The following is a 25,994-nucleotide window of genomic DNA, read 5'->3' on the forward strand; positions in this document are numbered from 1 at the left end:
GTGATGGCCCGCCGCCCCGGCGCTGCCGCGCGGTCGGACACCGCGCGGCAGCGTATGGGCCCCGCCGCGCACGGCTGGGTCCGGGGTCAGGCGGGGAGGGCGTCGACGGTGGGAACGACGGTGCCGAACAGGTCGGTGATGGTGGTCAGGGCGGCGGCCTGGAGGGTGGAGGCGGGCAGGACGGTGCCGTCGGGGGTGGTGAGGGCACGGGTGGCGGTGGTCTCGGCGACGACGGTGGGGCGGTAGCCGAGGTTGAAGGCGCCCTGGGCTGTGTAGTTGACGCACATATGGGTCATGAAGCCGCCGATGACCAGGTCCTTGCCGCTGCCCGGGGCGGCGCCCAGGTCGGTCAGGGTCTTCTCCAGCTCGGTGAGGTGGAAGGAGTTGGGGAACTGCTTGACCACGACCGCCTCGCCGTCCGCCGGGGCGACCTCGTCGCTGATGGCGCCGATGCGGGTGCGGATGTCGTAGGGGGTGTTCTCGCCGCCGTCGTTGATGATGTGGATGACCGGGGTGCCCGCGGCGCGGGCGCGCTCCAGCAGGCGGGCGCCGGCTGCGAGGGCTTCCTCGACGCCTTCCAGGGCCATGACGCCGGTGCGGTAGGTGTTCTGGAAGTCGATCATGATCAGGACGGAGTCGCTCAGCTTGGGCGGCTGGTTGTCCAGGCCGATGACGTCGCGCAGGGTCGTGGAGGGCTGATTCGTGCTCATAGGGTGCCTTTCGTAAGGGAATGAGGCATGGCGAAGCCGTCCGCCGTGCCTGCGTACCGGCGGGGGATATCGGTGGGTGGAGAGGGTCAGGTGGTCCGGGTGCGGAATCGGCGGCGGTAGCCGGCGGGAGTGGTGGCGAGCTGCCGCTTGAACGCCCGGTGCAGGGTCTCCGCCGAGCCGAGCCCGGCCGCGGCCGCGACCTGGTCGAGCGGGCCGTCGGTGGTCTCCAACAGGCGCCGGGCCACCTCGACCCGGGCGGCTTCGACGTAGGCGGCGGGACTGGCGCCGGTCTCCTGTTTGAAGACGCGGGCGAAGTGCCGCTCGCTCAGGCACATCCGGGCCGCCAGTACCTCCGCGGACAGGTCCTCGTCGAGATGGTCGGCGATCCACAGCCGCAGCTCGTCGATGTCCCGGCGGGCGGAGGCGGGCCGGCTGAGCGGTACGGAGAACTGGCTCTGCCCGCCCTGCCGCTTGAGGTACATCACCAACTGCCGGGCCACGGCCAGCGCGACGTCCTCGCCCAGGTCCTCGGCCACCAGGGCGAGCGCGAGGTCAAGGCAGGCGCTGATCCCGGCGCCCGTCCACAGTCGGCCGCGGTCGGCGCGGACGAAGATCGGATCCGGGTCGACCGTGACGGCCGGGTGGTCGGCGGCGAGTTGGGCGGCGGTCGACCAGTGCGTGGTCGCCGTCCTCCCGTCCAGCAGCCCGGCCGCCGCCAGCACGTGCGCACCCACGCACACCGACGCCACCCGCCGGGCGTGCGGGGCGGTCTCCTTCACCCAGGCCACGACATCGGTGTCGATCCGGGCCAGGGGGCCGTCGTCGGTCATGTCGACCGCACCGGGCACCAGCAGAGTGTCCACCTGCCTGCCGACCTCGTCGAAGGCCAGATCGGCCAGCAGACGCACACCCGCCGACGTCCGCACCTCGCCGGCGGCCGGCCCGGCGAGGCGGACCTGGTAGCCGGCGCGGCCCGCGGTCTCCCGGTTGGCCAGCGCGAAGACCTCGGCCGGGCCGGTGACGTCGAGGAGATCGACATCGGGGAAGACCGCGATGACGACACGGTGTGTGAGGGGCATGACCCCATCCTCACCGCCACCACTCATGACTGCAATGACGACGAACTGTCACATCCGGACATGCGGCACGAGCCTCGGCGCCGACGTTCCCGCGGTCGACGGGAGCAGCCTCGCCGTCCGCCAGGGCGAACTGATCGCGCCAGCCCGGTCCTTTAGCCCCGACCGCGAGCTCAGTGTGAGGCCGCGGCTTACGGCGCGGTCCTGCTCGGAGGTGCCCCGCTGCCCTCGGAGGCGAGGACCTCGGCAAGGGCGACGGTCGAGGCTGAGGGTGGGGGTTCGAAGGCCACGGGCCGGCCGTAGTCGCTGAAGCGGTAGTCGAAGGGCTCGGAGCCGTTGCCGGACCGGTAGCGGGTGAGGCGCGGGGCGGCGGCGTCGGCGGTCTCGGCCACCGAACCGTCCGGATCGACGAAGTCGGCGGACGCCGCACCGGCCGGACTGTGCTGGGCCATCTCCTTCTGCTCCAGGCTGCCGAGGAGGGCGTAAGCGGCGGCGCTCTGGCAGAAGATGGCCAGGTTGAAGGGGTCCTGGGCCACCGCGCCGGTGACGTACCTGTCCCCGATCCGGGAGGCACGGTTCGGCCCCCAGAGCTGTTCGCCGCCTTTCAGCCAGAAGTGCTCGCCGTCCGTCAGAAACTCCGTCCGGCCGCGCTTGGCGATCTCCAGGCGCGCGGCGCACCGGCCGGACCGGTCCACCGAGACCGGGCCGAGGAGGCCCTGACCCATGATCAGGGCCCTGATCTCCGCCGTCACCGAGCCCGCGGCGTATCCGCCCTCGGCCGCCGCCCGCAGTATCCGCTCGCCGGACTGCGGCGCAGCGGGTTCCGGAGCATTCCGGGACGGGTCGGAAGCCCCGCAACCGCCGATGCTCAGCAGCACTGTCACGCCAGCGCCGTCGTGAACCGCCTCATTGCCACCCCCACCGACCGGCTGCCCGTCTCCCTGGACACGGGCAGTCGGGCATCGATCAGCTGGAGTTGAACGCGTTCAACTTAGCATCGGACCGCATCGCGATGATGCGGGGCCTCTGCTTGTTTCTGCCGCTGCGCCCCTGGGACGCCGACGTCCTGTCCTGCGATCAGGGCGCCGGCGCCGGACGTTGTTGCAGGTACATGCCGGCCGAAGCCGTGAGCAGCACCATGCACGCGATGAACGCCACCCCGGCGTCCTCCAACCCGAGCGGCCCGGTCAGGACTCCGACGCCGATCACCGGAATCGAGATGCCCGTGTAGGCCACCACGAACAGCGCGGAGATCGTCCCTGCCCGGTGCTCGGCCGGCGCCACCGCGGCCACCGCCCCGACCGCACCCCGCAGCGACAGCCCCTGGCCGGCCCCGCCGACCAGGGCGCTCAGCACCAGCAGCCACAACGTCTCGCGCAGCAGCGAGCCGCCCAGCAGCACCAGCCCCGCGATCAGCACCGCACAGCCCAGCGGCAGCGCCCGCCGGTCACCCAGGGAGCCCGCCGCCAACTGGCCGGCCGTCGACGCGAGGAACGCCGAGAAGACGATCAGCCCGATCACCGCCCGGTTGTGCACATCCAGGGTCTGGGTCAGGAACGCCGGCGACACCGCGGTGAACACCCCGAACAGTGCGAACCCGGCGAACGCCGCCACCGAGGCGGGCACGAACACCCCTCGTACCTCCGGCGGCAGACGCGGCGTCTGCGGCCGTGCCGCCGACAGCGGTTTCGCACTCGCGACCGTCTCCGGCAGTGCCAGCAGCACTCCCGCCGCGAGGGCCACCAGCACCAGGTGCACCACGAACGGAAGGACCAGCGGCTGCGCCGCGTACTGCGCCAGCACCCCGGACATCAGCGGTCCCAGGCCCAGTCCGCCCATGTTCGCGGCGGTCGCCGCGAACGCGGCTCGGCCCTCCCGGCCCGCCGGCGCCAGCTCCATCACGTACGCGGTGGCCGTGCCGGTGAACAGACCCGCGGACAGGCCCGACATCAACCGCCCCGCGTACAGCAGCGGCAGCCCGCCCTCCAGCAGGAAGCACAGTGCGCTCAGCGCCGCGAACCCCAGACCCGCCAGCAGCACCGGGCGGCGCCCGACCGTGTCCGAGACGTTGCCCGCGACCAGCAGCACCGCGATCACGGCGAACGCGTACACCGCGAAGACCACCGTCACGAGCAGCTCGGAGAAACCGAGCTGCTCCTGGTAGAGCCCGTAGAGCGGGGTGGGGAGGGTCGTCCCGGCCATGCAGACCGCGAACGCGCCGGCAGCGCCGAGGTACGCGGCGGAACGGACCGGGCGCCGGGCCTGACGAGCACGCATGGGCTCACGCTACGGGCCGTCGGCCGCCCAGTCGCCGAGGCGCGTCACCCATCCCGCCAGGATCGTCGCCGAGGCGGCCAGGGCTGCTAGCCGGCCGTTGGCCACCAGCCGTTTGACCGGCGCTCAGCTGCACCACACAGCCGGTTCAGCCGCACCGCCGGCCACCACGCGCAACCGGCCAACTGACGTGCAACGTCTCACCGACGTACGGCGGTGCGGCTACTGGCTGCTCCTGGCGAGCCGGGCATCCAGCCCGGTGAGCTTCTTGGTGAGGTCGTCGGCGCCGGTCCGGGCCTTAACCGCGGTCCGTGCGGCGGCCGCGGCCTGCTCGCGCGCGGTACGGGCGGCGGCTCGGGCGGCTTGCAGGTCGGCCTCGGCCGTCTCGAGGGCCGTGCGGGCACGGTTGGCGACAGCCTCGGCCTCGGCCGCGTCATGCTCGGCGGCCTCGGCCCGGTGCTCCAGCTCCTCGGCCTGGTCAGCGGCGCTCTGGGCCTGGTGCTCGGCATCGGCGGCATCGGCCCGCAGCTGCTCTGCTTCACGACGCAGCTTCTCCAGCCGAGCGGATGGCTCCGCCGCCCGGGCCCTCTTGCGATCGGGGGCGGGTCGGGCGGGTCGGGCGGGGACGGCGGCCGGGGCGCGGGGCCGGCCTGCCGAGGTGGCCGGGAGAGCGGGGGAGGAACCGGGGTGAAGGGCCGTGGTCAGCCTTCCAGCGGCGAGGTCTTGGGCGGCCTGCTCGTCGGCGAGGGCGGCCTGTAGCGTCTCGGCGAGCTCCTGCTCGGGCCCGTCGCCGATCCGGTGCCCGCCGGCCCGGGCGTCCTCACGCGCCTGCGCCACCAGCGCCGCGACGAGCCGGCGGCGCTGGGCGAGAAGCTCGCGCAGCTGCTCACCGGAGAGCTGCTCCTGGGCCTGGCGCAGGGAGCGGCCGAGGTCGGTGAACGTGGACATCTGCTCGGGGTGGCGGCGGGTGAGCTGGTTGGCCATCCAGGCGGCCGTGGTCGGTTTGCGCAGGGCGCGGATCTGCCGGGCGAGCGCGCGGTCCCCGGCTTTGACGGCTTGCCCGGCGGCGGCCTCGCGGGCCGCGGTGAACTCGTCTGGTGGCAGCGAGTAGAGGTGGTCGGCGACCTGGTCCGGGTCCATCACCTGCCTCCTCGTTCTGCCTGCATCTACGAGCCGTCGCCCGAGGCCGGGTGGCCGGGGTCGGGGACTTCGTCCAGGAGCTGGGCGCCGTTGTTGCGGACGCTGTTGACGGCGGTGGAGACCGCCCGGACCGTGAGGTCGCCCCCGGCGGGGGTGTGGAGGAGTTGGCGGAGCTCGCCGGGGTCGTGGTGTTCGGGGTCGAGCCAGGCCTCGAAGTCGTCCGGGTCGATGGCGAGGGGCATCCGGTCGTGGACCCGTCCGGCGGCGTCGGTCGCCTGCGTGGTGATGATTGTGGTGGTGGTCAGCCAGGCGAGCGGGTCGTCCTCCGGCCGGGTGTGGTCGCGCCAGAACTCGTAGAGGCCGGCCATGACGAGGAGGTCGCCCTGCGACGGGGTGATGTAGTACGGCTGCTTGAAGCCCTTCTTCCCCTCGGCGGCCGGGATGGCGACCCACTCGTAGTAGCCGTCGGCCGGCAGCAGGCAGCGGCGGGAGCTGAACGCCTTCCGGAAGGCGGGCTTCTCGTGGACGGTCTCGGCCCGGGCGTTGATCATCCGTGCCCCGACGCCGGGGTCCTTCGCCCAGGACGGCACCAGACCCCAGCGCAGCGGGCGAAGCTGCCGGGCGAGCTCACCGGTCTCGCGGTCCACCCGCTCCATGACCGCCCAGACGGTGTCGGTGGGTGCCACGTTCCAGCTCGGGGCGAGGGTCTCGGTCGGGCTCCAGCGGGTCACGCCGAACAGCTCGACCAGGTCCTGGACGTTCGAGGTGGAGACGAAGCGGCCGCACATACCCCTAACCGTGCCATCCTGCGGCTGCTGCGCGCTCTGCGGCGCGCCCTGCCCGGCTTCGAGGGGACAGGTCGGCTCCGGGCAACGACTCGAGGCCCCGAGTCACCACCACGGGGTCGCGTTCGACTGCCGCCGTTGCCCGCAGGTTCGGCCCTTGCCGGCCTCATCTGGCCGAGTGACAGCCGTGATCCGCAGACGACCGCAGTGATATTCTGAGGTGAACTTGAAAGTTAGTATTTGAATCCGATCCTGGAGGGTTGCCATGGGTGACCGAGACCGCGGGTCTCCGGCCGAGGGGCCGAGTCACACGGTGTACCTGCTGGGACGGATCGCCGAGGAGGCGCAGCGCGCGCAGCTGCTGGAGGACCCCAGCGAGCAGGCCAAGGCGCTGGCCCTGCTGATCCAGCCGTACGCGGGATGGGCGTTGCGCGAGGCGGTGGGGGACTGCCGGGGGCGCGGGATGTCGTGGGCCTCGATCGGGCAGGAGATCGGCCTGTCGCAGGCGGTGCTGTCCCGGCAGGCCCGCGCGAACGGGCCGGTGGTGACCATCACCCCGTACTACGGGCTGGACAGCCGCAACGCCGACGGGCAGGGCCCGCTGCGGCTGGCCGCCACCAGCCTGGTCCATCGCATGACGGGCCTGGCGCTGACGGCCTCGGACGAGCGCAGCCCGCTCCTGGCGAAGCTGTACATCGCGGTGATGGCGATGGCCCAGGCACAGGCCGCCCTCAAGGCGGAGCCGCTGCTGCACACCGTGCGGGAAGTGCTCCGCCTCGCCGACGAGTTCGGTACAGACCCGGCCGGCCGGGAAGCGTTCACCGAGACGGAACGGGGCGTGTGGAGCGCGCTGGAGGAACTGAAGACCGCTTTCCAGCGAGACCAGGGCACGATCCGGGGCGCCGACGAACTCGGCAACGCGGTTGGGACGGCTGACACGACCGCGACGGGGGAGTGAGACTCTGATGGACCGCCAGACGTACAACGCGAGGCTGGCCGATCTCCGCGAGCTGCGCGGGGAGGTCGCTCAGGCCGAGAAGGCCGTCGCCGCCGCCCAGGCCACGCTCGACAAGCTCACCGCCCAGCGCGCCCGCCGGGTGGCGGAGCTCGCGGGGTACGAGAAGGCGCAGGCTGCCCCGATCGCGAAGGCCTCCGGCCTGTCGGTCGCCGCCGTGGTGCGGATCGCCCCGCTGCTGGACCCGACCCCGGCCGCCGTGCGCGAGGCCCGGCCCGCCGCCGAGGCGCCGGCGCCGACCGCCGACACCGCCACGCCGCCGCAGCCTGAGCCGGTGGGCACCGCCGCCCCCGCCATGACCACCGCCGTTGCAGCGCCGCAGCCGACCCCGGCGGTCGAGGAGCCCACGCCCGTCGTCGAGGCCCCGGCTGCCGTTTCTGCTGCCCTCCCGGTCTCCGCCGCGGCCGTTGCGCGCGGGCCGCGGGAGACAGAACCCGGCGTACAGGCCCCCTCGTCCACCGTGGTGGGTGACGGGGAGGTGCGGGTGCTGCCGTGGATTCCCGAGGGCCCGGCCGGTGACCGGTTCGCGGCGGTGACCTCCGGCCTGGTGTCCAAGCGCCCGAACTTCGTCCAGCAGGCCCGCGCGACGGTGTTCCTGGACGCCGCGACCGGTGACCTGGTCGCCCGCGACCACACGCTGCGCCTGAGCCTGGGTGCGAAGACCCCGGGCGAGATCCTGGACGCGGTGCTGGCCACCGCGCCGGGGACGGAGCGGATCTACATCACCGACGGCGCCCCGTGGCACCTCGGCGCCGAGCGGTACTCCACGCTCAAGGACGCGGTCGCCGCGTGGCTCAACATCCCGTCCGAGCGGTGGACGACCGCGACCGGCCGCGGGAAGGACAAGCTGGCCGGGCACTTCGTCCACCAGCGCCAGCCCGTCGGCCGCTACGCCCCGACGGCCGCCCCGGACGGCGACATGGTCGAGATCCGCTCGGTGGGGGAGTGGTTCGACCCGGACGGGGCGGACCCGGCGATCGTTCGCGACGCTTTCCGGCTGCTGTGGCAGGCGCTGCGCCGTCACTGGGACGACGTGGTGCTGATGGGTTCCCCGAGCCAGACGGGCCGGGACCTGTGGTCGCGCACCATCCCGACCAAGGGGAAGTGGGCGGGCGGCTACCCGGTCATGTCGGAGGAACTGCGCGGGCTGCTGCACGCCACAGCCGGGCAGGGCCGGACCGAGCTGGTCCTGCCGCCGCGCGTGCCGGCCGAGCTCCCCGCGCTGGTGGAGTACGACCGCACCTTCGCCTACGCCAAGCACACCTGGAAGTCCGGCGTCGGCGCCCCGCAGCGCATCACTGCTGCCCGGTTCGCCGCCCTGCCGGAGAAGGAGCAGGTGAAGGCGCTGATGTCCTGCTCGCACTGGCATGTGCGGGTGACGGTGCCTCAGGGCTGGGAGCACGTGGGTCTGCTGCCGGCCCCGGCGCCGGGGGAGCGGAACTGGGTGTACCCGGCTACCGGCGGGACGCAGTTCACCACCTGGGCCGGCGGCGCGGAGGTCTACACGGCCCTGTCCAACCCCATCGCCCCGTGGCGGATCGAGGTGCTGGACGGCCTGGTGTGGGAGGACGGCAAGCCCATCGACGACTGGGCGAAGCAGCTCAAGAGTGCCTGGGCGGACCTCACCAACCTGTCCACCGTGCACGGGGACGAGCGGCAGCGCACCGCCGCCTACCTCGCGAGCCGGGCCGTCCGGTCGATCCTGCTGTTCGGGATCGGCGGGTTCGCCCAGCGCCCCCGTACGGTCGGCGGCTCGACGCCGGTCGGTGAGCCGCTCCCGGCCGGCGTGGAGATCCTCGGTCAGGACGACCGGGTCGTCACCTGGCAGCGGAGCACCGGGTTCTCCCGCGATCCGTACGCGCACCCGGAGTGGGCGGCCGGTGTCTGGTCCGGCGCGAGGGCCGCGCTGCTGTCCATGAAGATGCGCGAGGACAACGTCAGCGTGGGCGCGCTGCACGTCCCGGCCGGGTCGGTGGTCGCCTTCCGTACGGACGCGGTGTACGTCACCGCGGACGCCTCCTGGCCGTACCACGGGCAGCCGGGTGAGTACCTGATGAAGGGTCACCTGCCCGGCCCCGTCCCCGCACCCACGACGGAGGAGGAGCTGCTGGCGCTGCGCGACCAGGGCCGCGCCCACCTCGCCGCCCACACCGCCGGAGGTAGCCGGTGAGCACGCCTCAGGACCCGAACGAGGCCGCGAGGCTGACCCAGGAGCTGCTGGATCAGGGGTACACCAAGCGCCAGGTCGCCAAGATGCTCGGCCGCGACGCCTCCCTGGTCTCCCAGTTCTTCACCAAGGGCAAGGGCAAGGCGTTCGTCCAGGCGCTGCGCCAGGTCGTGCGCGCGGTGCGCGGCGGCGAGCGGGACACCGAGGTCCTCGGCGCGGTCGCCCAGGAGAACGTGGAGCGCCGCCGCACGAAGACGGGGCAGAAGGCGCGGGTGCGGGGGAAGGACGTCATCGGCGCCCCGGGCGGCAGCATGGCGGGCCGGGCGGGGAAGCAGGCCATCAAGCACGGCGCCTCGCACCTCGCCCCGGTGGTCCACGAGACCGGCGCGGCCGGTGGTCACCTCGCGTTCACGGTCCGGATGAAGGCGAATCAGTTCACGCTGGCGGCCGGGTCGAAGACGGACTCGCCGGGCATCCGGCGCGGCGTCGTCCCGCGTGCGGACGGCACCGAGGAGCGCACCTACGGCTCCAGCTCGACCGGCGGGTTCGATGCCGCCGAGTGGTCCCAGCGGGTCGCCGACCACCACGGCGACGTCACCGAGGCGTTCCAGGCGTGGATGGCGGAGACCGGCCGCGCGGTGGAGGACGCCGAGATCCTCTACCTCGAAGTCCGCGGCTGGGTGCCCCCGCAGCAGCAGTAGGCCGAGCGACCTGTGACTCAGTCCTTGAGTTGGCCCTTTGGCGCTTGAGTTGGCCCTGCTGAGCGCCAGGTTGGCCCGGCATGATGGCGATCATGCGCCGAGGACGCCGAGAACGAACAGGTGGCTCGTTAGCGGCACCCGGCATCCGCAGGCTCATGGGAGGTCCTCCTGGACCGCCGGCATCGCCGTACGCGGCGCGTCACCGCTTCGGGAGGAGCTTGTCCGTCCACAGCGGACGACAAGGCAAAGGCAAGGAGGTTACCCACTCCTTGCCACTCCCAACGTATAGCGCACCGGGGGGCTTGCGGCAAGGCCCAGGTCGTGCCGCAGAATGGTCGGCCAAGGCCAGAACCTGCGGAAATAACGGATTCGCGAAGTTCGTGTGCTGTTGTCGACGTATGGGTTGCACGGGAACGGCGAACCGCCGTGGGACTCACGGTGCGGGTTCGGGGACTCGGCGCCGAGGTGCGGGTGTGCGCGCCGCCGGACCGCGCGGAGCAGCTGGCCGAAATCCAATCTCGTTACATGGGGGTCTTCATGATTGACGTGATCGTGGTCGGCGGCGGACCGACCGGCTTGATGCTGGCCGGCGAGTTGCGGCTGCACGGCGTGCACGTAGTCGTGCTGGAGAAGTTGACCGAGCCGACCGGGCAGTCCCGCGGGCGCGGCCTGCACACGCGCAGCGTCGAGATGATGGACCAGCGCGGCCTGCTGGACCGGTTCCTCGCGGTCAGTGAGAAGTTCCAGGTCGGCGCTTTCTTCGGCGGCATCCACAAGCCGTGGCCGGACCGGTTGGACACGGCGCACCCGTACGGCCTCTCCACCCTTCAGCCGGTCACCGAGCGGCTGCTCAACGAGCATGCCCTCGAACTCGGTGCCGAGATCCGGCGCGGCTGCGAAGTGGTCGGGCTGAGCCAGGACGAGGGCGGGGTGACCGTCGAGCTGGCGGACGGCACGCACCTGCGCTCGCGCTACCTCGTCGGGTGCGACGGTGGCCGCAGTGTGGTGCGCAAGCGGCTCGGCGTCGGTTTCCCGGGCGAGCCCGCCAAGGTCGAGACGCTGCTGGGCGATATGGAGATGACCGAGGATCCGGAGACGGTTGCCGCCGTCGTCGCGGAAGTCCGCAAGACCCAACTGATGTTCGGCACCATCCCCAACGGGGACGGGACGTACCGCGTCGTCGTGCCCGCCGACGGCGTGGTCGAGGACCGTGCGACCGCGCCGACCCTCGAGGAGTTCAAGAAGCAGCTGCAGGCGTTCGCGGGCACCGACTTCGGCGTGCATTCGCCGCGCTGGCTCTCCCGGTTCGGCGACGCCACTCGGCAGGCCGAGCGCTACCGGGTCGGCCGGGTGCTGCTGGCCGGCGACGCGGCGCACATCCACCCGCCGGTGGGCGGGCAGGGGCTCAACCTCGGCGTGCAGGACGCGTTCAACCTCGGCTGGAAACTGGCGGCCGAGGTCAACGGCTGGGCGCCGGAGGGGCTGCTGGACAGCTATCACACCGAACGGCACCCGGTGGGCGCCCGCGTGCTGGACAACGCCCGCGCGCAGATCACGCTGATGGGGACCGATCCGGGTGCGACCGCGCTGCGGGAGCTGTTCTCGAAGCTGATGGACTTCGAGGAGGCGAACCGGTACGTGACCGGGATGATCACCGCTGTGGGGATCCGCTACGACTTCGGCGAGGGCCACGAACTGCTCGGCCGGCGGCTGCGGGACGTGAAGCTGAAGCAGGGTCGCCTCTACGAGCTGATGCACGACGGCCGCGGACTGCTGCTCGACCAGATCGGCCGCCTCTCGGTGGAGGGCTGGGCGGATCGGGTCGACCACGTCGTCGACGTCAGCGAGGAACTGGACGTGCCTGCGGTGCTGCTGCGGCCGGACGGCTACGTGGCGTGGGTCGGTGAAGATCAGCAGGATCTGCTCGGCCGGCTGCCCAAGTGGTTCGGAGCTGCCGTCAGCTGAGCACGCAGTTGCGGTTTGAAAGGATGTGACCTGTCTCCGGCCGAGGTCGGCGCGCTCCGGTGCCGCACCTCCCACCAAGTTCCGCGCTACCAGTCCAGGCCAAGCACGGTGCTCAGCGGGGGCGGCTCAAGCGCTGGAGGGCCGGAGCCGTGTACCAGTGGTCGACGACCAGTCCGAACACCCTTCGGCCCGGCACTCGCCGACGGTGACAGCCCAACGGATGTGAGGGGTCGAACTCGGGTTGCTCGGGCAGGAGAGCCGAGAACTTCTCCCCGAGAGGCTCAAATAGAAGATGACGGCACGGCAGGCAAGGCATCTCCTGTGCTTGCTCGGCGAAAAGGGCGGCGAGAACGGCAGAGCCGCGCGCCTGTCCCGGCCACTTTCCCGCACGGGGTCAGGGCAGTAGGTGAGCGGCGAGTTCCCGCCACTGCCGGGTGGGTGGGGTGTGGGGTGTGGTGGTGAGGAGGTGGAGGCTGACATGGTCGGCCCCGGCGTCAAGGTGCTCGTGGACGCGGCGGGCGATGTCCGCTGCGGTGCCGTGGGCGACGAGTGCGTCGACGAGCCGGTCGCCGAGTGATTCCACGTCTTCGTACCCCAGGTCGTGCAGCAGAGTGCGGCGGTTGGGCAGGGCGGCCGCCGCCGTGGTGCGGGCCAGTGCGGCTGTGTGCGAGCGGTCCGGGCCCAGCACGCACAGCTGGGTGACGGCCAGGAGCGCGGTGGGTCCGAGGACGGCTCTGGCGTTTCGGGTGTGCTCGACCGGCATGCCCAACGGGTTGGCGCCCCAGGCTCGTTCGGTGGCGAGTGCGAGCATGCCAGGGTCCAGGGCCGCGAGCACACGGTGTGGCGAGGCTGCCGTGCCGGGCGGCCCGAACGGGGCGGTGTCGAGTGCGTCGAGGTAGGCGCGCATGGTGGGCAGAGGGGGACCGAAGCGGTGGCCGCGGATGACTTCGGCAAGGCTGGGGTGGCTGTCCCAGAGGCCGAGCAGGAAGCGTCCGGGGAATGCCTCCTCGAGGGTGCGCTGTGCGGCGGCGGTCGTCACGGCGTCGCGTGCGTAGATGGCGGTGCTGCCGGCTGCCACGACGATCCGCCGGGTCTGTGACAGCAGGATCCCGGCCTGTGACATCGCCTCTCGTCCCGCAGTCTCCGGGAACCACAAGGTACCGAAGCCCAGGTCCTCGATCATGGTCACGGCCTCGCGGGCATCGGACCCCGTACAGTTGTCGAGTTCGCCTGCCCAGATTCCGACGCGCCCGAGCTGGGGTCGCCGGCCGCTCACCGGCGCCGGCCCACTTCCTGCTGGGCGTCCAGGAATGCCGTGACCTGGGCTGCACCGGTTCGCTGCAGCCAGGTGCGGAAGTCCATCGCAGCGGGATGGATCCGTCGTGTGCCGGCGATGTCGGCGCGGTAGCCGCGTTCGTTGAGCCACTCGTGGGCGAACGCGAACTGCTCGTCGACGGCGCGAATCGTCTCTATCGGGATCTGGGCGTACGGAAGCGGGCACCCGATGGCCGTCTCGATGTGCGCGGCGATCTGGACCGGGGTCAGTTCGTCTCCGGCCAGGTCCGTCGCGCGCCCGATCCACTCCTGGGGCAGGGAGAAGGCCAGCGCGGCGAAGAAGCCGACGTCGTCCACGGCCAGGATCTGAAGCGGGACGTCGGGTGCGATCCCTGAGACCAGCCGGCCGCTCTGGAGGGCGTATCCGCCGGTGTAGTTCTCCATGAAGGAGACCGGCCGCAGAATCGTCGCGGGCACACCGAGCTTCGCAAGATGCTGCTCGATCCGCCATTTGCTGACCAGGTTCTGCGGCAGCACCTCGCTGCCGTGGCGGCCCGAGCCGGCGACCGAGCTGAAGACCAGGTGCCTGATGTCGACGGCTTGGGCGGCCTCGGCGATGTTCATACCCCAGCGGACCTCGTCCTCGGCGCAGAAGTCCGGCGCCGTGCCGGGGGAGCCGACCGTGGGCTGAACGCTGAACAGTCCGTGGGCGCCCTCGGCAGCGTCGATCACGGAGGAGATGTCCTCCATCTGCGCGCGTACGATCTGCGCGCCGACGCTCGCCAGGGCTTTGGCCGGCGCCCCGTCCGGATTGCGCGTGAGGGCGCGCACCCGCCAGCCACCGTCGAGCAGATGCCTGGTCACCGCCCGTCCCTGCAGGCTGGTCGCGCCGGTCACCACGATGGTCTTGTCCGTCGGATCCACTGTCTCTCCTGGATGTCGCACGCAACGGCGAGGACCATTCCTTAAGTGGGGTAGCCCTCCGGTTAATGCTCGCTACAATATGGAGGACCACCCCGGTTAGCAAGCCGTCAGGAGCTCCCGTGTCCCAAGACGCCACCGCGCCGTCCTCGCCCGGACGGCCCATGCGCGCCGATGCACGGCGCAACTATGAACGGATCCTGGCCGCGGCCGGGGCCGCCATCGCCCAACACGGCGTTGAAGCCTCCCTGGAGGAGATCGCGCGGCACGCCGGGGTCGGCTCAGCCACACTGCACCGGCACTTCCCTTCCCGGCGGGCACTGCTGGAGGCCGTCTTCAGAGATCGGGTGGAGGCTCTCTGCGCCACGGCGCGCGACCTGGCCGCCGAGCCCGACCCCGGAGCCGCGCTCGTCACCTGGCTCCACGCCGTCGCAGCCCACGCCGTGACCAACAAGGGCCTGGGAGCAGCCCTGATGCCTGGTGCCGGCGACGGCGGTCCGACACTGGGAGACACCTGCCACACGATGATCGTGAACGCCGGCGGCGAACTGCTCACGCGTGCTCACCAGGCGCACGCCGTACGCCCCGACGTCACCATCACCCAACTGCTCAAACTCGTCGGAGCCATCGCGCTGGCCACCGAATTCGACAGTGACGGCGCCGCCGAGGCCGAACGCCTGCTGACACTCGTCATCGACGGGGTGCGCCCGCACGGGACAGGGCGGGGGCGATCCTTGGACACACCAAGCGAGGACCAGTAGCGCATTCCTATCGCCAGGAGACCCCTGGGCTCTCGCACCCCTCGCGCCTATCCTCGGTCGCTCCAGGTCACACGCCAATCCCCTCCCCCTGCGAGAGGGCAGAGGCCGCTCGGCCCAATCCTTCCCAGTCCGCCCGGCACGCCCTCACCACCCCGCAGCAGAAGGAGATTCACCCGCCGTGGACACCGCACCCGTCCAGCCGCCGGCCGCCGCGACGCCTGCTCTCGCCGCCGCCGGCCGTACGGCCGAGGCCGGCACGGTCCCGGCCGCGCGCCCGGTCCCGTCGAGGCTGGTGATCGCCGAGCTGCGCGACTTCCAGAAGGACGCCGTCTCGGCGGTCTGGCGGGAGGTGAGGGACGGCGGACGGTGCATCGTGGAGGCGGCGTGCGGCTCCGGCAAGACGCTGATCGCCGCCGCGTGCGCCCACCGCCTCGCGCTCAGGGGCCGGGTCCTGGTGCTCGTCCCGACAATTGAGCTGCTGGAGCAGACCGCCAACTCCTGGTCCACGCAGGGCGGCCGCCGGGGCCTCGCCATCGCCGCCTGCTCGCGGGACGAAGCACTGGAGCAGGCCGAGGGCGGAGGGCACCTGGAAACCGAGATCACCACCCAGGCCGCCCGCGTCGCCGACCTGGTCGCCGCAGTCCCCACCGGCCGGCCGGTCACCGTCTACGCCACCTACGCGTCCCTGGAGCGGATCGTCCAGGCCCACCGGCAGTTCGGCCTGCCCGCATGGGACCTGGTTGTCGTCGACGAGGCCCACCGCACCGCCGGCGCGGTGGAGAAGCCATGGGCGGCCGTCCACGAGGACGACCAGGTCCCGGCGCTGCGCCGCGTCTACTTCACCGCGACCCCGAGGGTGGCGGACGCCAAGCCCGGCGCCCCGGACGACCTTTCCCACCTGACCGACGCGAGCGGCGACCTGCTCGTCTACTCGATGAGCGACCCCACGGTCTACGGCAACACAGTCTTCCGCTGGTCCTTCAGCCAGGGGGTCGCGCACGGCTGGATCGCCGACTACGAGGTCCTGGTACCGGTCATCACCGACCAGGACCTCCAAGAGCTCCTCGCACTCCCCGCCGTCGCCGACCTTCGCTCCCAGCGCACCAACGAGGACCTGCAGAGGATGGCCTTGCAGGTCGCGGTGCTGCGCGCCATCGCCGACCTCGGGCTGCGCCGCGTGATCACGTTCCACTCCCGGATCCCGGCAGCCCGTCAGTTCGCCGCCACCTTGGTGGAGACGGCGGACCTGCTCCCCGACTACGACCGGCCGGAGCGGCTGTGGGCGAACGCCGTGGCCGGCACCGACCGCCTGCGTGACCGCCGCGCGGCGTTCGCCGAATTCGCCGCCCACACCGGCGAGGACGGCGAGGAATGCGGCATCCTCTCGAACGCGCGCCTGCTGTCGGAGGGCATCGACCTGCCGGCGGTGGACGCGATCTGCTTCGCCGACGCGAAGTCGTCCGTCATCGACATCGTCCAAGCCGTCGGCCGCGCCGTGCGCCAGAAGCCGCAGCAGGGCAAGACCGCCCGCGTGATCATTCCCGTCTACCTCCCCGCCCCCCAGACCGCAGCGGAGACCGAGGACGTACCCGACGCCGACCCCGCCAAGGTCACCGAGGCCTCACCCGCAGTCCGGGCCGAGGCCGCCACTGAGATTGACGCCTCCGCCTTCCGTACGGTCTGGCGCGTCCTGCAAGCGCTCGCCGCCCATGACTCCCGCGTGGTCGGCCGGATCGCCGAGCTGCGCACCCATCGCTCCCAGCAGCAGCAGCCGGCCGCCGCCGGGCCTGGCGGCCAGGCCGGCGCCGAGGCCGAGGAGGGGGAGGGGGAGGTCTCGCCGGTCGAGTGGCTGCGGATCGACGCGAGGGCGAACTCCGCAGCGATCCTACGGGCGTTGAAGCTGCGCGCGTTCAGCCCGCGCGCGGTGGAGTGGGAGCGGATGCACAAGCTCGCGGCCGCGTTCCACGCCGAGCACGGGCACCTCGACGCCACCGACAGGGAACGGGACGGCGATCTGGTGGGCTGGCTGGTCCGCCAGCGGTACCTGCGCGGCGCCGGGTTGCTGGACGCCGCCCGTGTCTCCGAGCTGGACGCGCTCGGGATGATCTGGGACAAGCACGGACACGCCTGGGAGCGGGGCTACGCCTACGCCCGCGCCATCGCGGCCCGTACCGGGCACCTGGCTATCCCGGCGGCGGAGAAGCTGGACGGCTACGCGGTCGGCGCATGGGTGGGACGGCAGCGCAAGAACCCCAAGCTCACCGCCCGTCAGGACGCCGCGCTGACAGCACTGGACGCCCTGTGGCGCCTGGAGCCCGACTGGAACCGCTCCTACCGCCGACTTGTCGCCTACCTCGCCGCCGGAGGCACGCTCACCGGGCCGGCCAACCGCACAGGCGGCGCGGACGACCCGACGTTCCGCCCGGGCGCGTGGCTGCGGAAGCAGAACCAGCTGGCCGCCGCCGGGAAGCACACAGCCCAGCAGACCGCGCTGCTGGACGCTCTCGGTGCCTGGCGCACCACCTGACCGGGACCGCCCGCGGCCGGGAGTTGACCCCGCGCGTTGCCGCGTTCGCGGCTCGCAAGATGTACCGGCCGCCTGCCCGGGGGTGCGCCGCCGCAGCTGGCCTGACGGACGCGCGTGTGCTCGAGAGGACGGGAGTGGGGGCGCAGTCGTGGTGGTGGTTCGTGCTTCGGGTGCGCCCCTGCGTGGCGCGGCGCGCACCAGCGTCCAGTGCCTGGCACACCGCGTCGACCCGAAGCACTTGCCCTGCTGACGGGTCGGCTGGAGCAGGCCGGGAAGCGGCAGTGGCCTGCCGGGCATGTGGTCGACCTCCGGATGGCGCAAAGTGCCTTGATGACGGGTGGTTCGCCTTCGTGATCGAGCCGGTGAAGCGGCCGCCTGCTCCAAGTGATGGACCGGGCCGGGTGCGCCGGGCGTGCCGTGCGGCCTTCAGTCGGCAGCCCATTACCGTCGACCTGGCAGGGGGACGGAGCGGACCGGTCACCCCGGGGACGGACCGCTCACCACACCGAAAGCGAGGGATCGCGCATGGACGACATGCGATTCGACCGGCGGGTGACCATCTACTTGCTCAGCCCCAAGGGTGACACCACGGCAGAAGGCGTCGCGGCGGCCGTCCGCCGTCTCGGGGACATCCTGACGGCCGGCCAACCGCGGCGTACGGGCAACATCACCCGGATCCGTCTGCTGCACGACCAGCGGGACGACCGGTTCCTGCTGCTGGTGTCGACGGACACAGGGATCTCTCCCGGCGACCGGATCGACGAGCTGTCCCCCGCGGTTGCCGTCCAGAACATGGGCTTCTACGCCCCCATTACCCTGCCGTCGGTCACCGACGACGACCTCGCCGTGGACCCCGACGACCCGGACGCCCGCGAGTTCGACCTCGGCCGAGGCATCTCGATCGCCGAGGTGCGCCCGCGCCCGGGGAAGAGCGACGACGACGTGGCCGCCGCGGTCGACTCCCGCCTCGTCCCGTTCCTCCGTGGGGGAGCGAGCCGCGTCGGCCAGGTCGTGAACGTCTCCCTGCTCGCGCAGGAGGACGGCGACCGCCGGCTGGTCTTCTTCGGCCTCGACTCCGGCGTCATCGGCGGCTTCGACCACCGCGTGGACGAGGTGGGTGACGCTGCCGCCGTGACACCTGTCGGCTTCTTCGGCCAGCTTCCGCTCAGCGGCGCGTTCCCTGCGGGCGGCTGACCCTCAGTCGGCCGGCCGTGGGGGCAGCAGTGCGCCGGTGTCCGGCCTCGGTGTCGCAGAGCGTGTGCCCTCGCTCTGCTCGACCGGGTTGCCGGGCCCGGTCCGGCCCCCGCCGGAGCCGCCGTACACCGCGCTCGCCGGCGCTTGCCTGCACTCGGCGGCCCCCGGTGTGTCCAGGTCGGATGCATCCGGCCGACCTGTGGCTGCCGCCACCGTATGTTCCTTCTCCCGGGAAATTCGTTGGCGCGGTTCGGCGGGAGTCGGTTGACTCCCTCACCGTGACTCTCTGTCGTACCTGGTTTTCAACACCCTGTACAACCTGTCCAGCCAGGCCCGGCAGGTCGACTGCTTTCGCAATGTCGCGAAGGTCCTGGAACCGGGCGGGCTGTTCGTGGTCGAGTGCTTCATCCAGGACGTGGCGGAGTTCGACCGCCACCAGCGGGTGGCCACGCGGGGACTGTCCCAGGACGCCGTGAACATGGAGTTCCTGCTCCATGACCCGGTCGAGCAGGCCGTCACCTATCAGTGCGTGACCTTCGACGCGAAGGGGACCACGCTGCGAGCCCGACCACCGCAACTCACCCCCGGGGCCGGGCTGTGCTGTGACCGGCCGCGGGCCCGGCCGTAATTCGCTTGACCTGGTCACGGGTCAACGCTGCACTGTGGCGGGACACCACGAGTCGTGGTGTCGAATCCAGGGGAGGCAGCGGCAGTAATGGAAATCCGTCCCACGACCGATCAGGACCTCGACGTCTTCGTCGACACAATCCATGCCGCGTTCGGGCGCTTCCCGGAAACCCCGACCGAGGACGGCGGCGGGGTCTTTTGGTCGGCGTACGAAATGGACCGCAGCCTTCTCGCCATAACGGCCGACGGGCGGCCCGTCGGCACCGCCGGTGCGTACTCCTTCGAGCTCACCCTGCCCGGTGAGATCCTCGTCCCGACCTCCGGGGTCACCGCCGTCGGAGTCCTGCCCTCGCACCGACGTCAGGGTGTGCTCACCGCTATGATGCGGCATCAGCTCACAGCGCTGCGGGCCCGAGGGGAGTGCCTCTCCGTACTGCTGGCCTCCGAGGCCCTGATCTACCGCAGGTTCGGCTACGGACCGGCGACCTACACGGCCCGACTCACGGTGCCGCGCCACCAGGCCGCCCTCGCCCTCCCGCGGGCGCGCGGAGCGGCTGACGCCCCGGCGACCGGCTCGGACACCGGCTCGGTCGAGGTGATGCGACGTGCCGAGTGCGGCGAGATCCTGGAAGAGGTCTACGACCGGTACCGCCGCGCACAGCCCGGCGCGCTGTCCCGGCCGCGCCGCTGGTGGGCCTTGGGTGCAGGACAGCCCCCGATCTCTCCTGCGCCGCGCTACGTCGCCGTCCACCGTGACGCCGACGGCGTCCCGGACGGGTACGCCAGCTACTCGCTCGGCGAGTCCGAAACCTTGACGGTCGACGAGATCATCGCCACCGACGACGCCGTCTACACGGCCCTGGCCCGGTTCGCACTCGGACACGACCTGGTCTCTCAGGTCGTGTTCAAGCACGTCCCGACCGGGCACCCGCTGCGCTGGCAGTTTGAGGACTTCCGCGCCGGCCAGGTAAGCGGCGACACCGACTGGCTCTGGGTGCGGCTGCTGGACGTCCCGCGTGCGCTGACCGCGCGAGGCTGGTTCACGGACGGCGAGCTCGTCCTCGACGTCGACGACCCGTTCCTCGGCGAGCACGGCCGCTACCTGCTGACCGTGCGGGACGGGAAGGCCGACTGCGTCCCGACGGACCGGGAGCCCGACCTGTCCCTGGACGTCAGCGACCTGGGCTCGGTCTACCTCGGCGGCACCGCCCCGAGCACGCTCGTACGTGCCGGACACATCCGGGCCCACCGCCCGGGCGCGGCCGCCCTCGCTGACGCCCTCTTCCGCGCCGAGCGCTCCCCGCACTGCCTGCACTGGTTCTGACCTCGCGCACGCCGACCCTGCACAAATTCTCGTCGGTCGGGCTACAAGGGGGCGGTGCCTGCTTCCTGCGCGGTGGGTGCTCGGCCATAGTCACCCGTCGGGGCGGATGCCCCCGACGTGCGAAGGGGTGCGTGGGCGTGGCCAGGAGCGAGGGGATGGCGACGACGGCGGCGGCCGGGCTGGAGCGGGCGCGCCGCCGCTTGAGGCCCGCCGACATCTCCCGATCCAGGAAGCGGCGCGGCGGTGTACGGGGACAGCTCGGCCCAGAGCTCACCCGCCGGCGCGGCCGGGGAGCCAACTGGCTCCACCGGCGCGAATGGCTCCCCGCCCCCATCCTGGAGGTGGCCACCGCTGCCTGATCGCCGGGACGCCCCACCGTGCGACAGCGGGCCTTTGACCCGACGGTGGTGGCCGCTGCGCAATTCCCAGCGAGATGTCCTGGGCAGATGCAGCGGGTTGTTGAAGTGGTGCGTTTCAACTGGCGTGAAGCACCTGCCAGTTCGGGACGTTTGTCAGCGGCGTTGCCTACAGTGGCGAGCATGAACGTACCGATTGAAGACTGTAAGGCGGCCCCGGAGCTGCTTGCGTGGCTTGACGAGAGATCCGCGGGGTTTGCCCGGTGGGCCGAGGAGACCGGGACGCCGCAGCGCTGGGATTTCAGCCCGGAGTCACTGGATGCGCTGGAAGACCTCGTGCGGGAGGTGTTCGCCGACGAGGAGGAGGTCCTGGCGGCGAAGGGCAGCCCGTTCGTCCACGGCGCGACCTGGTACATCGGGGAGGTCATCCGCCGGTCCGGCGAAAGGGTGGCGTGGGGGTACGACCCGACCCCTCCCACCCGTCACAAGCCGTCGGCGTTCTTCGATCCGGGTACGCGCACGGTGATCGACACCCCGTTCGTGGGTCAGCCGGGCTCGGTGGACGGTGAGTGGCTGTATCCGATGGGCGCGCTGAACGAGTTGTACTGCACGATGGACGAGTGGGACGACCCGATTGAGTGGCATCTTCGGCACGTGCTGGGCAACGACGATGAGGACGACGAAGACGAGGAGTGACAGGCGCGGAGGTGATGCCCGTGTCACTTGACGTCCGCGGCTTGTTCCCTCTCGTTGGTATCCCCGACCCTCGGTACGGGCTGCCCGCCACTGGAGCAACATCAGCTCGATGAGCTCCCACTGATGGTCCTTCGGATCGGAGACGGACCGGAGTCGTTCCGTCATAGTTGATCAACACCGCTGACACGGACCCGGCCACTACGGCGCTTCGCCTACCTGCGCGGCGTCGCTGCTCGGCCGGCTGGACTTCCGGGACGGCGGAGCGGGGTGGTCGGTCGATGGGTCGTGATCTGCCGGACGACGTGGACGCGTACGCCGTCGAACGGTCGGTTGCTGCCGCTCATGGGTTCCGGGTGGGCATCGCCCGCCCGTAGTGCCCGCCGGAGGGCGCCGTGTCTCCTGGGCGTGATCACTTCTCGTGGGTGGCGCCAGGCCGCTGCCGGCCTGCTCGCGTTCTCAGCCCCTGTCACCACGGGCGCGGACCCGACGCGCACCCACGCTGCTGCGCCCGCGGTCGGTGATCGGGCGGTCGGCGCCGGCCCTGTACAGGGGCCGTCAGCGGGCGGCTGATCGGTACCTGACGACCTCCCAGCGTGATGCTTGCCCGAGCCAGGCGGACGGCGGTCGTTCCGTCGGTCAGGTCGGGGCCGCTCCAGCCTTGGTCGGTGTCCCGTGCGGTGGCGAGGGTCGCCCGCCACACGTTGAGTACCCCTTGAGGGTTCCAGTCGGCCCACACGGTCGAAAAGGTCGTACACCGGCCATCGGCACTGCCGGCCTCTGGACGGGGCTGCCCCGGCCGCGGTGTTCGAGGCTGTCGAGGCGGAGGCCCTGCTGCCGTTGCCGGACAAGCCGTTCGCGCCGGCCCGCACCGATCTGGCGCCTGCCCCGTTCAAGTTCTCCTCCTGCGGCACGGCCTCATTGCAGAAGAGCCGGACAGAGTCGCCAAGGCGACCTGCTGTGCCAACGGGGGCAGCGGCGAAGCCGCCAGACGGGCCCTACCTCGGGTTACAGCCACCGCTTGGCTGCTTCGACGCTGTCGCCGCCGCTGGTGCTGAACGCGATAGCACCCTGCTATGTGCCACCGCCATTTTCAACGAGTCTCGTCAGGGTGGTTGCGTGTCCTTGCGGGGTGTGTTCGGTGGGGCTGTGCGGTCTCGTGGAGGGCCTCGAGGGCGGCAGCCGCGGTCCAGTGCCTGGCGGCTCCGGGGCGGGTCGCAAGGTAGTCGGCGGCCTGCGCCAGGCTCCAGCCGTGGGCTTCGGCGAGTCCAAAGGCGAAGCTGCGCAGGTAAGCGGCCGAGGGAGCGTTGAGGTCGGCGTCGGGCAGGCGCCAGGGGGCGGTGAAGGTCAGCACGGGGATGTTGTCGATGGCGCCGGGGCAGACCAGCGTCTCGTACCGGCCGGGCCCGAGCTGGTCGCGGCCCGTCGCGAGCACTTTGGCAAGGTCGAGGTCCGCTCCCGGCTCCTGGTTCATCTCCTGGGCGGCGATGTCGCTGAACTGCTCGGTGGTGACCAGGTAGGCGCGGGCGGGCATCTCGCCGTCCTGCTCGGGATCGTAGAAGCCAATGCCGCCGGTCCACACCAGCGACTCCAGCGCGAAGTACAGGAGGCCGGGCAGCATCACCGGGACGGCCCGCTCGGGGAGCCGGTCGTTCCGGCAACCGGGGTAGGTTCGAGCGCCACCCGGCGGGCGGCCGCCGGCGATGTAGTAGGCCAGCCGGTCGGCGTGCATGTTGGAGCCGTAGGCCGCGTACCAGACCAGACCGCGGCCCCCTGCCGCCTCGACCAAAGGCTGCGGCCGGGGAGTGGTCTGCGGCTTCTGCTGGCCGGTGGGGTAGTTGACGATCCGTCGCATGTCGTTCATGACGAGCGACGGTATCCCCTGGCAGGGCGTTAGGGCGCTATAGGAAGGTGGCGCTGGTCAATTCGCCGATGACTCGAGCGGTGCGGGCTTCGCCCATTGGTACACCAAGGGCTACGCGACTTGTCGGGCACCGCCGCCGACGTTCCGAGCGGGGTTCGCTTGCGGGTGCGACAGCGTGGGCTGCGCCACCCACCCGGTACCGTCGCCGGCGTTCCGTGCGTGGCGGGATGCGTCGGGCACGACGCTTCGCGGGTATTGGCGGAGCCCGGGACACCGCCCACCAACACCCCGCGACGGGTCGTCAGGGCCGCTCCACACGTGGTGTTGTGCCCACTGTGGCTTGGAGCCGCGGGCACTGTCGCACCGGACGAGTGCGGGCTGGCGGTCCGGTCTTCCGCGCCGGGTGGGCCCACCGCTCCTCGCCGTCGGGATACTCCCCATGGCACTCGCGGACCAGGCCGAACAGTGTGTCGTCGACGTCGACCTCCATGGCGAACGGGGCAAACGCGATGTCCGCGAACCGCTGGCCGGCAGAGCAGCCACTCGTCCAGGAGCTGCTGCGCGGCTGCCACCATCGGCACCTTCGTGGGACCGTCGGTGACTGTTTCAGCATGCGAACCCACCGGTCCCGGGGCTGACTTACCCGACGTGGACCAGCGATACTGTCTCGGCCTGGGCCCCTCACCAGACCTCTACTGGACCGGACCAGCCAGCGTTTCGATGGGCAGAAGCGGCCATTTCGGCTCCCTCCGGGTAAGGCTCGCCAGCTCTTCCGGTGGTTCGGCGCCGTCCTGAACGGTCGTGACGTAGGCCTTTGCTTCCTGCAGGCTCAGTCGCGGGGCTTGCTTGCGCAGGTGGCTCATCGCGGCCACGACGCCGGCGGAGTGCACGAGCGCGCGGACGGCGGAGGCCAGTGGATCAGGCGGTCTGATGCCTTTGGTCTGCAGGAGGTAGTGCTCCTCCCAGTCCTCCTCGGACCACCAGGCGTCGGGGACGTAATGGATGCTCCCGTCGTGCCGGTCCACCAGGCAATGGCCGCCGCCCATGAGGTTGTTGCGCACGCCACCGCTGCGGGCGAACTCCGCCGTGTTCCAGAAGACGAGCCAGCCGACCGAGTGTTCCTCCACGCAGTAGACGGCCAGCTCGGGCACCGGCCCCCTCCATGGCCACGTCAGCCGCTCTGTTGCCAGGAAGGACTCGACGAGCTCGACGGCACGTTCCTTGGAGATCACGATCTCATCCTTCACCACAGGTCAACCGGTTTTCGGCATTCCTGCGCCGTCCCCACCGAGATCTCAAATGCGGTCTCAGACGCGACGTCAGCACAGCGTCAGGATCGTGTCAGGGTGGTGGGCCATAGTCATTCCTGTGCACAGGGGCCCACAGAGAGACCGGGTTCACTGCACGAATTGGACGGCACGCCGGTGCGCAGGCTGTTCCGCTGGGAGAGGTGCCCGGAGTGGTTTATCGGGGACCGGGGCTATGGCTCCGATCGGGTGAAAACCCACGCAGGTTCGAATCCTGCCTTCTCCGCCAACACGGCAAGCAGCAGCAACTACGTCCCGAACACGTCCCACCGGCCCGCGACAGGTCGCCCGGCTGCTGAACCTGAAAGCGTGATGTCGGAGCCGATCGCCTGACAGCTGCTGGACAGTTCCGCTACCCCTGGGGTCGTGAGTGTCCCGAGTCAAGTAATTGGCAGGCTTTGGGGCTCGGGAAAGTCAGGGACGAGCGGGTCGGCGAGGCCGGTGTGCACGTCGTGGGGGCGGTTCCAGGCGAGTGCCTCGTGGGGCCGCAGCGTGTTGTACTCGAGCCGGTAGTCCTCGGCGTGGCGGACCAGGTCGAGTGCGTCGGGGATCTCCTCGAGGAACAGCTTCTCGTACTTCAGGGAGCCGAAGCCGCGCTCGCGTGAGCCGTTCTGGCCCGGGGTGCGGACCCTGGTGCGCACGTGCCGCAGCTCGGGGCGGGTGGCGATGAAGGCCTCGAAGCGGAACGAGCGGAACGGGCCGCCGTTGTCGGGTGACGATCGTGACCAACGGCTGGACCACGCCGTCCGCGTCGCGCGGGGCCAGGTCGACCAGCCGGGAGCCAGCCCACGCCTCCGAGGTGGTCGTCTACGACGGCTCCCGTGTCACGGAGGCGATCAGGGCGGAGAGGACGAAGGCCGCCACGAGGCTTGCCGTCATGACCATGCCCACGCCGATCAGGAAGAGGCCGCTGGAGTCGTCCGACCAGTCGTACCAGGCGGCGGCGGTCAGACCGGCCGTGGTGCCGAGCACGGCACCTGCGATGTGGCGGCGGGACGCCGCCCAGTACACGGGTGCCAGCAGGGTCAGCACCAGCCCGATCACCTGCCAGGCCTCGTACGGGCCGGTCACCGAGCCGTCGGGGTGCACGTCACGATGCTGGTCCCAGCCCAGCCAGGCGGCCCATGCCGCAACCGGCACGAGAATCAGCAATAGGAAGGGAGCGAGTTTCAGTGGCCTCTGGCGCATGGTCCAAGTGTCCCGGCCCGCCCCGGCCCCGGGGCAGAGCGCACGTACTCACCTCGCTTTGAGTAGCCGGACACACACAGGCCGGGTAGCGACGGATGGCCGGTCGGCCCGACGCCTGCTCACC

General features: G+C 71.3%; 22 protein-coding genes, 1 tRNA gene and 2 pseudogenes. 12 read left to right on the plus strand and 13 right to left on the minus strand.

All coding sequences use genetic code 11. The features are described 5' to 3' along the window. Nucleotides 1–86 precede the first annotated feature (86 nt). The 6 genes from FB465_RS34775 to FB465_RS34800 all read right to left on the minus strand — a co-directional run bounded on the left by FB465_RS34775 (nt 87) and on the right by FB465_RS34800 (nt 5,988). A complete protein-coding gene (locus FB465_RS34775) occupies nt 87–710 on the minus strand; it encodes a cysteine hydrolase family protein (RefSeq protein ID WP_145796948.1) in 624 nt (207 codons plus the stop codon). An 86-nt stretch (nt 711–796) separates the two neighbouring features. Beyond that, complete coding sequence (locus FB465_RS34780; protein WP_145796949.1) at nt 797–1,789, minus strand: GlxA family transcriptional regulator; 993 nt, start codon at nt 1,787–1,789, stop codon at nt 797–799. A 188-nt stretch (nt 1,790–1,977) separates the two neighbouring features. After that, nucleotides 1,978–2,670 carry a hypothetical protein gene (locus tag FB465_RS34785; protein WP_145796950.1) on the minus strand — a complete coding sequence of 231 codons (693 nt, stop codon included), beginning with the start codon at nt 2,668–2,670 and terminating at the stop codon, nt 1,978–1,980. A 193-nt stretch (nt 2,671–2,863) separates the two neighbouring features. Continuing rightward, on the minus strand, nt 2,864–4,063 hold the full coding sequence (locus FB465_RS34790) for an MFS transporter (protein WP_145796951.1): 1,200 nt from the start codon (nt 4,061–4,063) through the stop codon (nt 2,864–2,866). A 219-nt stretch (nt 4,064–4,282) separates the two neighbouring features. Beyond that, nucleotides 4,283–5,200 carry a hypothetical protein gene (locus tag FB465_RS34795; RefSeq protein ID WP_145796952.1) on the minus strand — a complete coding sequence of 306 codons (918 nt, stop codon included), beginning with the start codon at nt 5,198–5,200 and terminating at the stop codon, nt 4,283–4,285. Between the two features lie 26 nt (nt 5,201–5,226). Beyond that, nucleotides 5,227–5,988: an SOS response-associated peptidase gene (locus FB465_RS34800; protein ID WP_145796953.1), complete on the minus strand. Its 762-nt coding sequence runs from the start codon at nt 5,986–5,988 to the stop codon at nt 5,227–5,229. 262 nt (nt 5,989–6,250) lie between these two features. On the opposite strand from FB465_RS34800, the gene FB465_RS34805 reads away from it, so the two are divergent. From FB465_RS34805 to rox, 4 genes are all read left to right on the plus strand, one after another. Continuing rightward, entirely contained in the window at nt 6,251–6,943 is a 693-nt protein-coding gene (locus tag FB465_RS34805) for a hypothetical protein (RefSeq protein WP_145796954.1), read from the plus strand. Nucleotides 6,944–6,950: 7 nt separating this feature from the next. Beyond that, nucleotides 6,951–9,170 (plus strand): hypothetical protein, encoded by a 2,220-nt coding sequence (locus FB465_RS34810; protein ID WP_145796955.1) that lies wholly within the window; start codon nt 6,951–6,953, stop codon nt 9,168–9,170. Continuing rightward, on the plus strand, nt 9,167–9,868 hold the full coding sequence (locus tag FB465_RS34815) for a helix-turn-helix domain containing protein (protein ID WP_145796956.1): 702 nt from the start codon (nt 9,167–9,169) through the stop codon (nt 9,866–9,868). Before FB465_RS34810 ends, FB465_RS34815 begins: the two co-directional genes overlap by 4 nt. A 537-nt stretch (nt 9,869–10,405) precedes the next feature. Beyond that, on the plus strand, nt 10,406–11,833 hold the full coding sequence (rox, locus tag FB465_RS34820; RefSeq protein ID WP_145797780.1) for a rifampin monooxygenase: 1,428 nt from the start codon (nt 10,406–10,408) through the stop codon (nt 11,831–11,833). Nucleotides 11,834–11,973: 140 nt separating this feature from the next. Here the strand turns inward: rox and FB465_RS37320 are convergent. From FB465_RS37320 to FB465_RS34830, 3 genes and pseudogenes are all read right to left on the minus strand, one after another. After that, nucleotides 11,974–12,144: pseudogene (locus FB465_RS37320) on the minus strand (IS5/IS1182 family transposase); the annotation flags it as partial. Nucleotides 12,145–12,227: 83 nt separating this feature from the next. Beyond that, nucleotides 12,228–13,109, minus strand: coding sequence for a TIGR03620 family F420-dependent LLM class oxidoreductase (locus tag FB465_RS34825; protein WP_170290771.1), 882 nt, complete (start codon nt 13,107–13,109; stop codon nt 12,228–12,230). After that, the gene (locus FB465_RS34830) at nt 13,106–14,032 is read right to left on the minus strand and encodes an NmrA/HSCARG family protein (RefSeq protein ID WP_145796958.1); all 927 of its coding nucleotides are present in this window, start codon (nt 14,030–14,032) and stop codon (nt 13,106–13,108) included. Before FB465_RS34830 ends, FB465_RS34825 begins: the two co-directional genes overlap by 4 nt. A 161-nt stretch (nt 14,033–14,193) precedes the next feature. On the opposite strand from FB465_RS34830, the gene FB465_RS34835 reads away from it, so the two are divergent. The 7 genes and pseudogenes from FB465_RS34835 (at nt 14,194) to FB465_RS34865 (ending at nt 21,514) form a co-directional block, all read left to right on the plus strand. Further along, nucleotides 14,194–14,790, plus strand: coding sequence for a TetR/AcrR family transcriptional regulator (locus FB465_RS34835; RefSeq protein ID WP_145796959.1), 597 nt, complete (start codon nt 14,194–14,196; stop codon nt 14,788–14,790). A gap of 178 nt (nt 14,791–14,968) precedes the next feature. Then, a complete protein-coding gene (locus tag FB465_RS34840; RefSeq protein WP_145796960.1) occupies nt 14,969–17,317 on the plus strand; it encodes a DEAD/DEAH box helicase in 2,349 nt (782 codons plus the stop codon). A gap of 525 nt (nt 17,318–17,842) precedes the next feature. Beyond that, on the plus strand, nt 17,843–18,511 hold the full coding sequence (locus FB465_RS34845; protein ID WP_145796961.1) for a hypothetical protein: 669 nt from the start codon (nt 17,843–17,845) through the stop codon (nt 18,509–18,511). A gap of 286 nt (nt 18,512–18,797) precedes the next feature. Beyond that, nucleotides 18,798–19,073, plus strand: a pseudogene (locus FB465_RS34850) (class I SAM-dependent DNA methyltransferase); the annotation flags it as partial. Nucleotides 19,074–19,226: 153 nt separating this feature from the next. After that, a complete protein-coding gene (locus FB465_RS34855; protein ID WP_145796962.1) occupies nt 19,227–20,462 on the plus strand; it encodes a GNAT family N-acetyltransferase in 1,236 nt (411 codons plus the stop codon). A 155-nt stretch (nt 20,463–20,617) separates the two neighbouring features. After that, nucleotides 20,618–20,821, plus strand: coding sequence for a hypothetical protein (locus FB465_RS34860; RefSeq protein WP_145796963.1), 204 nt, complete (start codon nt 20,618–20,620; stop codon nt 20,819–20,821). Between the two features lie 180 nt (nt 20,822–21,001). After that, nucleotides 21,002–21,514: a hypothetical protein gene (locus FB465_RS34865; RefSeq protein ID WP_145796964.1), complete on the plus strand. Its 513-nt coding sequence runs from the start codon at nt 21,002–21,004 to the stop codon at nt 21,512–21,514. 1,090 nt (nt 21,515–22,604) lie between these two features. On the opposite strand, the gene FB465_RS34870 is transcribed toward FB465_RS34865, so the two are convergent. Both FB465_RS34870 and FB465_RS34875 read right to left on the minus strand, forming a co-directional pair. After that, nucleotides 22,605–23,375, minus strand: coding sequence for a histone deacetylase (locus FB465_RS34870; protein ID WP_425461235.1), 771 nt, complete (start codon nt 23,373–23,375; stop codon nt 22,605–22,607). Between the two features lie 692 nt (nt 23,376–24,067). Next, nucleotides 24,068–24,607: a YrhB domain-containing protein gene (locus FB465_RS34875; protein WP_145796965.1), complete on the minus strand. Its 540-nt coding sequence runs from the start codon at nt 24,605–24,607 to the stop codon at nt 24,068–24,070. Between the two features lie 212 nt (nt 24,608–24,819). On the opposite strand from FB465_RS34875, the gene FB465_RS36160 reads away from it, so the two are divergent. Next, nucleotides 24,820–24,911, plus strand: a tRNA-His gene (locus FB465_RS36160). A 151-nt stretch (nt 24,912–25,062) separates the two neighbouring features. Here FB465_RS36160 and FB465_RS34880 read toward each other — a convergent pair. Both FB465_RS34880 and FB465_RS34885 read right to left on the minus strand, forming a co-directional pair. Next, the gene (locus tag FB465_RS34880) at nt 25,063–25,323 is read right to left on the minus strand and encodes an integrase core domain-containing protein (RefSeq protein WP_211785924.1); all 261 of its coding nucleotides are present in this window, start codon (nt 25,321–25,323) and stop codon (nt 25,063–25,065) included. Between the two features lie 166 nt (nt 25,324–25,489). Further along, complete coding sequence (locus FB465_RS34885; protein WP_145796966.1) at nt 25,490–25,870, minus strand: hypothetical protein; 381 nt, start codon at nt 25,868–25,870, stop codon at nt 25,490–25,492. Nucleotides 25,871–25,994 lie beyond the last annotated feature (124 nt).

This window comes from Kitasatospora atroaurantiaca, assembly GCF_007828955.1.
Classification (GTDB): Bacteria; Actinomycetota; Actinomycetes; order Streptomycetales; family Streptomycetaceae; genus Kitasatospora; species Kitasatospora atroaurantiaca.